The sequence below is a fragment of the Agromyces sp. GQ35 genome (assembly GCF_059758475.1).
In genome coordinates this window covers 43,057-54,885 of the sequence record NZ_JCAXEO010000003.1, presented here as the reverse complement: position 1 = coordinate 54,885, position 11,829 = coordinate 43,057, and the positions used below count along the sequence as shown (strand labels likewise).

Below are 11,829 nucleotides of genomic sequence, written 5' to 3'. Positions count from 1 at the left end.
GCTCCTCGGCGATCGCACGCCGCCGATCCTCGGTCGGCAGTCGCCGATACGATGGGCGCGCACGTCGAACGCCAGGAGGCCCCCGCACATGATCATCGCCGCCGCCGACGGATCGGCCCTCGGAAACCCAGGCCCGGCCGGTTGGGCCTGGTACGTCGACGACACCTGTTGGGCAGCCGGCGGCTGGAAGCACGCCACGAACAACCAGGGCGAGCTGAAGGCCGTGCTCGAGCTCTTCCGCGCGACGGCGCACCTCGACGACGAGCTGCTCGTGCAGTGCGACAGTCAGTACGTGATCAACTCGGTGACGAAGTGGATGCCGGGCTGGAAGCGCAAGGGCTGGCGCAAGGCCGACGGCAAAGCCGTCATGAACGTCGAACTCCTGCAGGAGATCGACGAGGCGATCAGCGGGCGGAACTACCGCTTCGAATGGGTGAAGGGCCACATCGGCCACGAACTCAACGAAGCGGCCGACGTGCGTGCCCGAGCGGTCGCCGAGGCGTATCAGCGGGGTACCGCGATTCCCAGCGGGCCTGGCTGGCACGGTCGGGCGGAGTCCGGCACCGCGGCATCCGCTGCCCCGGAGACGACGGTGCTCGAGCCTGAACTCGGCGCGAGTGCGCCCGAGGTCGACGACGATGCCCTGTTCAGTCTCGACGAGGACGCCGAGGCGTGGCACAGCATCACCCTCGAGCTCTCGACCGAAGAGCTCGATCGGCTCCGGCTTCGGGCCCAGGCCGAGGGCGTGTCGCCCGAAGACCTCCTCCGCGGCCTGATCTGACTCGCTCGCGCGGTCGGCCGCTTCGTCGGTTCAGTTCGGCGCGTGGAACCGCTGCTGCGCTGCGACGAGACCGTCGCTCGCGACGGTCTCGACCGCGTCCGCGGCATCCGACAGCAGGTTCGGCAGTGCGGCACGCTCGGTGCCGGTGAAGTCTTTGAGCACGAAGTCGGCCGGATCCTGACGGCCGGGTGGTCGGCCGATGCCGACCCGCACGCGCAGGAACGGCGCCGCATCCGTCGCCTTCTGGATGTCGCGGAGCCCGTTGTGGCCGCCATGACCGCCGCCCTGCTTCAGTCGCACCGTGTCGAAGGGCAGGTCGAGTTCGTCGTGCACGACGATGAGTCGCTCGGCGTCGAGGGAGTAGAACTTGAGCAGCGCCGACACCGGTCCGCCCGAAGTGTTCATGTAGCCGTTGGGCTTCGCGATGACGAGCTTCGGGCCGCCGGGGCGGAGGAATCCCTCGGCGACCCGAGACGGCGTCTTGTGGCTCTTGAACGAGGCTCCGATGCGCGCCGCGAGCTCGTCGGCAACCATCTGGCCCACGTTGTGGCGGTTGCCGGCGTACTGCGCGCCGGGATTGCCGAGGCCGACGACGAGCCAGGTGTTCTCGGCCATCGCGGTGTCCTTCCGGCGGGGGTGCAGCAGGTCGAGGAGTCCCATGCGACCTCCGTCTGAGATGGTGGAACGAGCTCGGGGGTGAAAACGGTCAGAGCCCCGCACCCCGCATTCCGAGCGTACCCGGATGCAGGGGGCGAGGCCCCGACGCGGTGGTGCGAGTGCTACTCGGCCGACTCTGCTTCAGCTTCGGCGGCGGCTGCGTCTTCGGCGGTCTCGCCCTCGGCGGCCTCTGCGGCGGCCTCTTCGCCCAGGTCGACCTTCTGCGGCGTGTGCACGTTGATGACGAGCGCCTCGGGGTCGGAGAGGAGGGTCGAGCCCTTGGGCAGCTCGACGGCGCCCGCAAGGATCTGCGTGCCCTCTTCGAGGCCCTCGACGTTGATGATGACGCGCTCGGGGATGTGCGTGGCCTCGGCCTCGAGCGACAGCGTGTGCTGGTCGACGTCGGCGATCGTGCCGGGAGCGGTCTCGCCCTCGACGTGCACGGGCACCTCGACCTGGACCTTCTCGCCCTTGCGGATCACGATGAGGTCGAGGTGCTCGATGACCTGGTGCACGGGGTCCTTCTGCACGTCCTTCACGAGGGCGAGCTGGCTCTTGCCGTCGATCTGCAGGTCGAGCACGGCGTTCGCCTTGCGCAGGATCAGGCCGATCTGGTGCGCGGGCAGCGCGATGTGCTGGGGGTCCGTGCCGTGGCCGTAGACGACCGCGGGGATCTTGCCGGTCGCGCGGAGCTTGCGGGCAGCGCCCTTGCCGAACGACTCGCGCGTGTCGGCGACGACCTTGTTGTCTTCATCCATGATGTCTCTCCTTGCGGGCTCGCGGCCCAGATCGTGTGTCTGTTGTTTTCGACTCGAACGCGCGCAGCCGATGTGCGCAGAAGCGTGAGGAAAAGCCGTGGAGCCTGCTCCTACCGCGTCGATCACGGATGCCCTCGCGCCCGCTCTCGCGGACGAACCCGGGCTTCCCTCGCCGAAGTTCACGACCATCGCCCCCCGGAGGGAACAGATGACCGACCATGAAGTCTACCAGCCCCACTCCGGCATGACGTGCAGGGCACCGGCACACGGAACGCACGGCGGCTCACAGCAACAACGCGCAACGGTGAGGGCGGCTCACACTACGCTGGAGGACGAACCCCACCCCTTGTCGAGGAGATATTCGTGCCTGTCACCCCTTCAGCAAACATCGGCGTCGTCGGCCTCGCGGTCATGGGGTCGAACCTCGCGCGAAACCTCGCGAGTCGCGAGGGCAACACGGTCGCCGTGTTCAACCGCTCGCCCGAGCGCACCACGACGCTGACCTCCGAGCACCCCGAGGCCGGGTTCGTCGCCTCCGAGAGCTACGACGACTTCGTCGCCTCGCTCGCCAAGCCCCGCACGGCGATCATCATGGTGCAGGCCGGCAAGGGCACCGACGCGGTCATCTCCGAGCTCGTCTCCCGCTTCGAGCCGGGCGACATCATCGTCGACGGCGGCAATGCGAACTTCCACGACACGATCCGCCGTGAATCCGAGATCAGCGGCACCGGCATCCACTTCGTCGGCACCGGCATCTCCGGCGGCGAAGAGGGTGCGCTGAACGGCCCGTCGATCATGCCCGGTGGCAGCGTCGAGTCCTATGAGACGCTCGGCCCGATCCTCGCCTCGATCGCCGCGGTCGCCGAGGGCGAGCCGTGCGTGACGCACGTCGGCACCGATGGCGCCGGCCACTTCGTGAAGATGGTGCACAACGGCATCGAGTACGCCGACATGCAGCTCATCGCCGAGGCCTACGACCTCATCCGCCAGGGCACCGGCAAGAGCCCGTCCGAGATCGCCGACATCTTCGCCGAGTGGAACACCGGCGAACTCGAGAGCTACCTCATCGAGATCACGGCCGAGGTGCTGCGCCAGACGGATGCCGCGACCGGCCAGCCGCTCGTCGACGTCATCCTCGACGAGGCGGGCGCCAAGGGCACCGGCGCATGGACCGTGCAGAACGCCCTCGAGCTCGGAGTTCCGACCTCGGGCATCGCCGAGGCGGTCTTCGCGCGCAGCCTCTCCTCGAAGCGCGCACAGCGCGAGGCGGCATCCGACCTGCCCGGCCCCTCGACCGAGTGGAAGGTCGCCGACGCCGACGCCGACGCCTTCATCGAAGACGTGCGCCGCGCACTCTACGCGTCGAAGATCATCGCCTACTCGCAGGGCTTCGACGAGATCGTCGCCGGCGCGGAGCAGTTCGGGTGGGACGTCAAGAAGGGTGACATCGCCAAGATCTGGCGTGCCGGCTGCATCATCCGCGCCCGCTTCCTGAACCGCATCGCCGACGCCTACGCCGACGACCCGGCGCTCGTCGCCCTCGTCACGGCGCCCTACTTCCGCGATGCCGTCGCCGGCGCGCAGGAGAGCTGGCGCCGCGTCGTCGCGATCGCCGCCCAGGCCGGCATCCCGACGCCCGCGTTCTCCTCGTCGCTCGCCTACTACGACGGCCTCCGCGCGCCGCGGCTCCCCGCAGCGCTCATCCAGGGCCAGCGCGACTTCTTCGGTGCGCACACGTACAAGCGGGTCGACCGGCCCGGCGTGTTCCACACCCTCTGGTCGGGCGACCACTCGGAGATCGAGACCACGCCGTCCTCGCACTAGCGAGCGGCCATCGGGCGGAGCACGAACGTGGGCGAACCGAAGTGGCGTGAAGAAGGCGAGGAGCCGGACTACCGGTTCACGCTCGCGAACGAGCGCACCTTCCTCGCCTGGATCCGCACCGCGCTCGCCCTGCTCGCCGGCGGAGTGCTCCTGCACCAGTTCGCGACCGAGCTCGACCCGCGCCTCGTCGTCACCGTGCTCTCGGCGGGGCTCGGGGTCGTCGCTGCTGTGCTCAGCGTCATGTCGTACACGAGGTGGCGCGCGAACGAGATCGCGATCCGGCGCGGCCGGCCGCTGCCGTTCAGCTGGGTGCTCCCGGGGCTCGCCGCGGTCTGCCTGATCACGAGCGCCGTCCTCGTGGTGCTGCTGCTGGTCGCGTGACCGTCTACAGCGTGCCGGCCACCGGCGATCCCGGACTGCAGCCCGAGCGCACGGCGCTCTCGTGGAGCCGAACGGCACTGGCTCTCGCGGTCAATGCGCTCCTGTCGATGCGCGCCGGGCTGGTCGCCGGCGAGCCGTGGCTCGTCGTCGTCGGGGTGCTGCTCTTCGCTGCATCCGGAGCCGCCATCGCGATCGGCACGATGCGGCGGCGGCAGCTCGCCGGTGACCGGCTCGTGATCACTCCCCCGCGCGGCGCGCTCGCCGGCGTCGCACTCGCCACGCTGCTCGCAAGCATCGGCGGGATCGCCTCGATCTTCCTGGGAGACGCGTGGTGAGTGAATCGCATCCCGAGTTGCACGGCTTCGACGATGACGACGCCCGCGGTCCCGTCTACGGTGAGCGTCGCCGCCGTGCCATCCGCATCACCGTGCTCGTCGCGCTCGGCGCGCTCGTGCTCCCCCTCGTGCTCTCGGTGTACGGCGTCGCGCATTCGGCGGCGCAGCGCGCGTGCGCGGTCTACGTCTCGCAGTTCGACACGGATGCCGCGAGCGCCCGTGTCTCGTTCGACCTCTTCGGTCGTGGCGGCGCGGGCTGGCAGTGCTACGCCGTCTCGCCGAGCGGAGGCGAGACGCTCATCGCCGGGCTCGGGCTGCTGCCCGGCGCACCTCGACCCGTCGACCCCGACGAACTCGACGCCTGACCCACGCCGCCTGACGCACGCCGAGACCGCCAGGTCTATTCGACGTCGTCGCGCGGCTCGTCGGGGAACACCCGCTTGTAGCTGCGCCCATCGGGCAATTCGATCGTCTCGGCGCGCAGCAGCCCCCGGGTGACGCGCTGGTAGATCGCCTGCGGCGTCACGCCGAGCTGCTTCGCCGCCTCGGCGACCGACCGGCCCGGAAGATCGGTCGGCACGCTCGAGGGTCGATCGCGCTTGCGCTTGCGGCTCGCCTCGTGCCGATCGGCGATCTCGGCGTCATCGCCCGCCCAGCGGTACTTCGCGGCAGACGGGCTGAGGCCGGCGGCATCCGCGATCTCGTCCCAGGAACGGCCGACCCCGATCGCCTCGCGCGCGGAGGCGAGCAGCGCAGGGTCGGCCTCGAGCGCCGTGATGAGCGAGCGGATGCCGCGGAGCCGCTCGAGCGGCGAGGCATCCGTCGCATCGGCGTCGTGGAGCGCGTCGAGCGCCACGAGCTCCGCGAGTGCGCGGGCGGAGTCGGCGGAGAGGAAGGACATGCGGCGCCGGTCAGCCGTTCAGCAGGCCGTTGCGCACCTGACGGCGCAGCACCTTGCCGATGAGCGACTTCGGCAGTTCGTCGGCCTGCACGATGCGCCGCGGCACCTTGTACGGGGTGAGACCGCCGCGCACGAAGTCGCGCAGCGCGGACTCGTCGAGCGTGGCGCCGTCGCGCAGCACCACGACGGCGACGACCTCTTCACCGGAGTGCTCGTCGGGAAGCCCGACGACGGCGACCTCGACGACGTCGGGGTGGCCGCGCAGGGCCTCTTCGACCTCGCTCGGGGCGACGTTGAAGCCGCCCGTGATGATGAGCTCCTTGATGCGGTCGACGATGCGCACGAAGCCGTCGTCGTCGATCGAGACGATGTCTCCGGTGCGGAACCAGTCGGCGCCGCCGTCGGTCGCCGGAACGAAGACGGCCTCAGTCTCTTCGGGCTTCTGCCAGTACCCCGAGAACACCTGCGGGCCGCGCACGATGAGTTCGCCCTCGGCGCCGGTCGCGACGTCCGTGCCGGGCGACTCGGGGTCGACGACGCGAACCTCGGTCGATGGCAGCGGCAGGCCGACGGTGCCGGCCTTTCGGTTCGGCGCGACCGGGTTCGCCATGAGCACGGGCGAGCACTCCGAGAGGCCGTATCCCTCGACGAGGTAGCCGCCGGTCTCGGCCTCCCACGGCTCGACGACAGCAGCCGAGAGCGGCATGGCGCCCGAGATCGCGATGCGGATGCCGTCGAGCGAGACGCCCTCGGCGACGGCCGCCTTGGTGAGCCGGTCGTAGATCGGCGGCACGGCGGGCAGGAAGGTCGGCGGATGCCGCTTCACGACCTTCAGCACGAGATCGGGGTCGAACTTCGGGAACAGCACGAGACGCGCGCCCATGCTCATCGCGAAGGTGAGGCAGAGGGTGAGCCCGTAGGCGTGGAACATCGGGAGCACGGCGTACACGACGGCGGTGCCCCGCTCGATCTCGGGCACCCACGCACGCGCCTGTGCGGCGTTCGCGCTGAGGTTCTCGTGTGTCAGGGTGGCGCCCTTGGGGCTGCCGGTCGTGCCGCTCGTGTACTGGATGACGGCCACGTCGGCGACCTCGGGTCCGATGATGTGGGCATCGATCGGGTCGGCTCCGACGACCTTCTCCCACGTCGTCGTGCCGCGCACGCTCGTGGTGAGCGCTGCCCGTGACTCGCGGGCCTTCGCGATCGGCAGCCGCAGCATCGCGCGCATCGAGAACGGCATCGCCCGGGTCACGTCGACCGAGATGATCGCCTGCACCGCGACATCCGCCGGGAACGCCTGGATGGTCTCGACGACGTTGTTCCAGGCGATGACGACGCGGGCGCCGTGATCCTCGAACTGGTGCCGCAGTTCACGCGGGGTGTAGAGCGGGTTGTGCTCGACCACGATCGCGCCGAGGCGCAGCACGGCGTAGAACGCGACGATGTGCTGGGGGCAGTTCGGCAGCACGAGCGCGACCGGATCGCCCTTCTGCACGCCGAGGAGGCGGAGACCCTCGGCGGCACGCTCGATCTGCTCGCCGAGTTCGGCGTAGCTCGTGGTGCGGCCGAAGAACTCGAGCGCGACGTTGTCGGGGTAGGTCTCGACCGAGGTGCGGATGAGGTCGGCGAGCGACCCCGTCTCGGCGGGCAGGTCGTTCGGCACGCCCTCGGCGTAGCTCGAGAGCCAGGGACGAGGCGTGGTGATCGCCATGGTGTCGGCCGGCCTACGCCGCGCCGTCGAACATGCTCGTGACCGAGCCGTCTTCGAACACCTCGTGGATGGCGCGGGCCAGCAGTGGCGCGATCGGCAGCACCGTCAGGCGGTCCCATCGCTTCTCTTCGGGGATCGGCAGGGTGTCGGTGACGACGACCCGGTCGATGAACTCGCTCTGCAGGATCTCGGTGGCGGGGTTGGAGAACACCGCGTGCGTCGCGGCGACGACGACGCCGATCGCACCGTTGGCCTTCAGTGCCTCCGCCGCCTTCACGATCGTGCGACCGGTGTCGATGAGGTCGTCGACGAGGAGGCAGACGCGGCCGTTCACGTCACCGACGATCTCGTGCACCGAGACCTGGTTCGGCACGAGCGGGTCGCGCCGCTTGTGGATGATCGCGAGCGGCGCGCCGAGCTTGTCGCTCCAGATGTCGGCGACGCGCACCCGGCCCATGTCGGGCGAGACCACGGCGAGCGTGGTGGGGTCGAGCTTCTCCTTGAAGTACTCGAGCAGCACCGGCATGGCGAAGAGGTGGTCGACGGGGCCGTCGAAGAACCCTTGAATCTGTGCGGCGTGCAGGTCGATGGACATGATGCGGTCCGCGCCGGCGGCCTTGAAGAGGTCGGCGACGAGGCGCGCAGAGATGGGCTCGCGGCCGCGGCCCTTCTTGTCTTGCCTGGCATACGGGTAGAACGGCGCCACGACGGTGATGCGCTTGGCCGACGCACGCTTCAGCGCGTCGATCATGATGAGCTGCTCCATGAGCCACTCGTTGATCGGCGAGGTGTGCGACTGGATGACGAAGGCATCGGAACCACGCACGCTCTCGTCGTAGCGGGCGTAGATCTCACCGTTGGCGAACGTGCGCGCGTCGGTGGGCACGAGCTCCGCGCCGAGCTCTTCGGCGATCTCGATCGCGAGCGAGGGATGCGCGCGACCCGACACCAATACGAGGCGTTTGGATCCGGTGGTTTCGATTCCCGACATTTCTGTCCTCTCCACCCGCCTCGGCCGGTGCGTCAGTCGGCGGCGGGGCCGGATGCCTCTGCGGCGGCCCCAGCTGCGTCAGCAGCCGCGGTGCCGGCTCGGTGCGTCTGGACCCATCCCTCGATGTTGCGTTGCGGGGCCACATTCACGGCGAGCGCGCCCGCCGGAACGTCTTTGCGGACGACGGTGCCGGCGCCCGTGTAGACCCCGTCAGCAATCCTAACGGGCGCGACGAACACCCCGTGCGACCCGGTTCGCACGTGCGAGCCGATCTCGGTGCGGTGCTTGTTCACCCCGTCGTAGTTCGCGGTGATGGAGCCGGCGCCGATGTTCGACTGCTCGCCGACCGTCGTGTCGCCGATGTACGAGAGGTGCGGTACCTTGCTGCCCGCGCCGATGTTCGCGTTCTTCGTCTCGACGAAGGCGCCGATCTTGCCGTCGGCGCCGAGCACCGTGCCCGGGCGAAGGTAGGAGAACGGGCCGACGGAGGCCCCGGCGTCGATGACGGCCAGCGTGGCATCCGTGCGCTTCACCTCGGCGTTCTCGCCGATCTCGCAGTCGACGAGCGTCGTGTCGGGGCCGACGATCGCGCCGGTGGCGATCGCGGTCGCACCCTTGAGCTGCGTGCCGGGTCGGATCGTCACGTCGGGTTCGATGCGCACCGCGAGGTCGATCCACGTCGTCGCGGGGTCTTCGATCGTGACGCCGTTCAACTGCCAGCCGCGCACGATGAGGGCGTTCAGGCGCGCAGCGGTCTCGGAGAGCTGGGCGCGGTCGTTGATGCCGGCCACGAGCCAGGGCTCGGAGACGGGCACCGCCTCGACCTCTGAGCCGGCGGCGCGGAGCAGGCCGATCACGTCGGTGAGGTACTTCTCGCCCTGCGCGTTGTCGGTCGTGAGGTTCGCGAGCTGGTCGCGGAGCGCCGCCGCGCCGAAGGCGTAGATGCCGGCGTTGATCTCGGCGATCGCGCGCTCGTCGTCGCTCGCGTCCTTCTGCTCGACGATGCGGTCGAAGAGCCCGGCGGCGTTGCGCACCACGCGACCGTAGCCGCTCGGGTCGTCGTAGAGCGCCGAGAGCACGGATGCCGCCACGGCATCGGCACGGTGCTGGCTGAGGAAGGCGGCGAGGGTGTCGGCGTTGAGGAGCGGCACGTCGCCGTTCAGCACGAGCACCTCACCGTCGAAGTCGGCGGGCAGCGCTGCGAGCGCCTGCTCGACGGCGCGGCCGGTGCCCGGCACCTCGTCTTGGTCGACGATGATCGTGCCGGGCAGCTCCGCCTCGACCACCGCGGCGACGAGGTCGCGCTCGTGGCGCACGACCGCGACGATGTGGGTCGCGTCGAGCGCGCGTGCGGTCGCGAGCACGTGTGCGACGATCGGGGCGCCGGCGAGCGGATGCAGCAGCTTCGGCACCGCTGATCTCATGCGCGTGCCCTGGCCGGCGGCGAGAACGATGATGGCGAGGTTCTGGTCGGTCATGCGCGCGTCTTCCTATCGATGCAGTCTGTCGGGTGCGTGGGTGGCCGTTCCGGCTCCGCCACCAGGATTCGAACCTGGACCGAACAGCTCCAAAGGCTGCCGTGCTGCCGTTACACTATGGCGGATCGCTCGGGGCCGACGCCCGTCTGCGACCTCCAGTCTGCCATGAGCCGGAGGGCAGTTCGTGGCATCGAGCGAGTCTCGGAGGCATCCGCCACGCGATAATGACTGGATGACGGATGCTGACGAGGTCGACCGGATCGTCGACGACTGGGAACGCGAGCGCCCCGACCTCGACTTCTCGCCGCTGCAGGTGCTCTCGCGCGTCGCGAGACTCTCGAAGCACCTCGACCGGGCCCGGCGGCAGGCGTTCACGCGCTCCGAGCTGGAGTCCTCGGAGTTCGACGTGCTCTCGGCGTTGCGCCGGGCCGGCTCGCCGTATCGCCTCTCGCCGAAGCAGCTGCTGCAGCAGACGCTCGTCTCGAGCGGCACCATGACGAACCGCATCGACCGGCTGGTGGAGCGCGGTCTCGTGCACCGACAGACCGACCCCAACGACGGGCGGGGCATCCTCGTCGAGATGACGCCGGCCGGGCTCACCAGGGTCGACGCGGCGATCACGCGACTGGTCGACGCCGAGGCGGAGCTTCTCGGCAGCCTGCCCGCAGCGGAGCAGAAACGGCTCGCCGGGCTGCTGCGCAAGCTCAGCCTCGGCTTCGACTGAGACGCGACCCCGGTCGTGCGCCCGACCCGGCGATCGGGGTCGGGCGCACGGCGCCGCTAGTCTCCGGTCGCGACGGCGATCTCGTTCGGCGCGTGTTCGAGCTCGGCCGACGCGATGATCTCGCCGGTCGTCACGTCGATCGCGTGGATGGCGTTCGCCGCCGGCTCGGTGACGTACGCGACCTGGCCCACCACGACGATCGCCGGATGCGGCTCCTGCCACTCCGCCGGGCTCTCCCATGGGGCGATGACCTCCCAGGAATCGGTGATCTCACCGGTCGCCGGGTCGAGGACGTTGAGCGATCCATCGGCTGAGAGGATGAGCGCCTCGTCGTCGGGGCCACGGGCGATTCCGCGCCAGGTGTACTCGACGCCCTCGGGCAGCGTGACGACCTCGTGGGTGCGCGCCTCGGTGTCGACGAGCACGACGCTCTGCAGGAGGTAGCCCTCGGCGTCGGGATCGTTCTTGTAGTCGCCGACCATGATCGGGCCGGCCTCGCTGACGTAGGCGTTGCCGGTGCGGCCGTAGGCATCGGGCGCGTCGAGCTTCACGATCTCGCCGTCGTCGTAGACGAGCACGCCATCGTCGCAGCCGAAGACGACGACCTCATCGGCGAGGGTGCCCTCGCCGTGCACGCCAGGGCACGCATCGCTCGTCGCGACCTCGTGGCCGTGGTCGTCGACCACGCGGATGCCCGTGCGGCCGTCGGCGTTGCCCACCGTGGTGAGCAGGGTGCCGTCCTCGAGCACGACGGAGACGCCGTGGTGCGCCTCGATGCCCGGCACGACGTCTCCCTCGGGGAGTGTCTCCTCGGCCTCGAGGAGGTCGGCGGAGTCGAAGATCGTCGTGTCGCTCGTGGCGTCGTCGTAGAGCACCGTGCGCCCGCCGTGGCGCACGACGTGACCGGCGGCTCCGGCCTCGACGACCAGCTCGGTCAGCTCGGGCTCGGTGGTCCGGGCCTCGCCCGAGGCATCCGTCCAGGTGCCGGCGTCGAGCAGCTGGAATCCCTTCGAGGTCGTGAGGAAGAGGTGACGGCCGTCACCGGCGGGGTTGAGCCGCGTGAAGCTCTCGGCGTCGAACTCGCCCTCGACCTCGAGCGAGGTGCCGTCGAGCACGAGCACGCCGCCCTCGTACGTGACCGCGACGCGCGGTTCGGGGGTGGTCGACGCGGCTGCGGCGTCGGGTGCTCCTGCTTCGCCGGATGCGTTCGAGGCGCATCCGGTGAGCACGAGGGCTGCGGCGAGCGGCGCGATGAGCGCGACGCGGGCTGCGGGCAGAACCTTCATGG

The 11,829-nt window shown here is 69.9% G+C and carries 13 protein-coding genes and 1 tRNA gene; 6 read left to right on the top strand and 8 right to left on the bottom strand.

What is annotated here, in order from left to right; translation table 11 throughout:
- The first annotated feature begins 88 nt into the window (after positions 1-88).
- Positions 89-781: an RNase H family protein gene (locus AC6CH0_RS15355; RefSeq protein ID WP_498102404.1), complete on the top strand. Its 693-nt coding sequence runs from the start codon at positions 89-91 to the stop codon at positions 779-781.
- Positions 782-811: 30 nt separating this feature from the next.
- Here AC6CH0_RS15355 and pth read toward each other — a convergent pair whose 3' ends face one another.
- The gene (gene pth / locus AC6CH0_RS15350; protein ID WP_498103280.1) at positions 812-1,396 is read right to left on the bottom strand and encodes an aminoacyl-tRNA hydrolase; all 585 of its coding nucleotides are present in this window, start codon (positions 1,394-1,396) and stop codon (positions 812-814) included.
- A gap of 164 nt (positions 1,397-1,560) precedes the next feature.
- Positions 1,561-2,196, bottom strand: a complete 636-nt coding sequence (locus AC6CH0_RS15345) for a 50S ribosomal protein L25/general stress protein Ctc (RefSeq protein WP_498102402.1) — start codon at positions 2,194-2,196, stop codon at positions 1,561-1,563.
- A gap of 363 nt (positions 2,197-2,559) precedes the next feature.
- On the opposite strand from AC6CH0_RS15345, the gene gnd reads away from it, so the two are divergent.
- The 4 genes from gnd to AC6CH0_RS15325 are packed head-to-tail and all read left to right on the top strand — an operon-like array spanning position 2,560 to position 5,101.
- Positions 2,560-4,020, top strand: a complete 1,461-nt coding sequence (gene gnd, locus AC6CH0_RS15340; protein WP_498102400.1) for an NADP-dependent phosphogluconate dehydrogenase — start codon at positions 2,560-2,562, stop codon at positions 4,018-4,020.
- Positions 4,021-4,047: 27 nt separating this feature from the next.
- Entirely contained in the window at positions 4,048-4,401 is a 354-nt protein-coding gene (locus AC6CH0_RS15335; protein ID WP_498102398.1) for a YidH family protein, read from the top strand.
- Complete coding sequence (locus AC6CH0_RS15330; protein WP_498102396.1) at positions 4,398-4,736, top strand: DUF202 domain-containing protein; 339 nt, start codon at positions 4,398-4,400, stop codon at positions 4,734-4,736. The genes AC6CH0_RS15335 and AC6CH0_RS15330 overlap by 4 nt, the downstream gene beginning before the upstream one ends.
- Positions 4,733-5,101, top strand: a complete 369-nt coding sequence (locus AC6CH0_RS15325; RefSeq protein WP_498102394.1) for a hypothetical protein — start codon at positions 4,733-4,735, stop codon at positions 5,099-5,101. Before AC6CH0_RS15330 ends, AC6CH0_RS15325 begins: the two co-directional genes overlap by 4 nt.
- Before the next feature lie 35 nt (positions 5,102-5,136).
- On the opposite strand, the gene AC6CH0_RS15320 is transcribed toward AC6CH0_RS15325, so the two are convergent.
- The 5 genes from AC6CH0_RS15320 to AC6CH0_RS15300 form a co-directional block, all read right to left on the bottom strand.
- Positions 5,137-5,637, bottom strand: coding sequence for a hypothetical protein (locus AC6CH0_RS15320; RefSeq protein ID WP_498102392.1), 501 nt, complete (start codon positions 5,635-5,637; stop codon positions 5,137-5,139).
- Positions 5,638-5,647: 10 nt separating this feature from the next.
- A complete protein-coding gene (locus AC6CH0_RS15315) occupies positions 5,648-7,348 on the bottom strand; it encodes a long-chain-fatty-acid--CoA ligase (protein WP_498102390.1) in 1,701 nt (566 codons plus the stop codon).
- 13 nt (positions 7,349-7,361) lie between these two features.
- The gene (locus AC6CH0_RS15310; protein WP_498102388.1) at positions 7,362-8,339 is read right to left on the bottom strand and encodes a ribose-phosphate diphosphokinase; all 978 of its coding nucleotides are present in this window, start codon (positions 8,337-8,339) and stop codon (positions 7,362-7,364) included.
- A gap of 32 nt (positions 8,340-8,371) precedes the next feature.
- A complete protein-coding gene (gene glmU / locus AC6CH0_RS15305; protein WP_498102386.1) occupies positions 8,372-9,817 on the bottom strand; it encodes a bifunctional UDP-N-acetylglucosamine diphosphorylase/glucosamine-1-phosphate N-acetyltransferase GlmU in 1,446 nt (481 codons plus the stop codon).
- 53 nt (positions 9,818-9,870) lie between these two features.
- Positions 9,871-9,942: transfer RNA gene (locus AC6CH0_RS15300), tRNA-Gln, on the bottom strand.
- A gap of 107 nt (positions 9,943-10,049) precedes the next feature.
- Here AC6CH0_RS15300 and AC6CH0_RS15295 point away from each other — a divergent pair.
- Complete coding sequence (locus AC6CH0_RS15295; protein WP_498102384.1) at positions 10,050-10,541, top strand: MarR family winged helix-turn-helix transcriptional regulator; 492 nt, start codon at positions 10,050-10,052, stop codon at positions 10,539-10,541.
- Between the two features lie 56 nt (positions 10,542-10,597).
- On the opposite strand, the gene aztD is transcribed toward AC6CH0_RS15295, so the two are convergent.
- Positions 10,598-11,827, bottom strand: coding sequence for a zinc metallochaperone AztD (aztD, locus tag AC6CH0_RS15290; RefSeq protein ID WP_498102382.1), 1,230 nt, complete (start codon positions 11,825-11,827; stop codon positions 10,598-10,600).
- Positions 11,828-11,829: the final 2 nt, after the last annotated feature.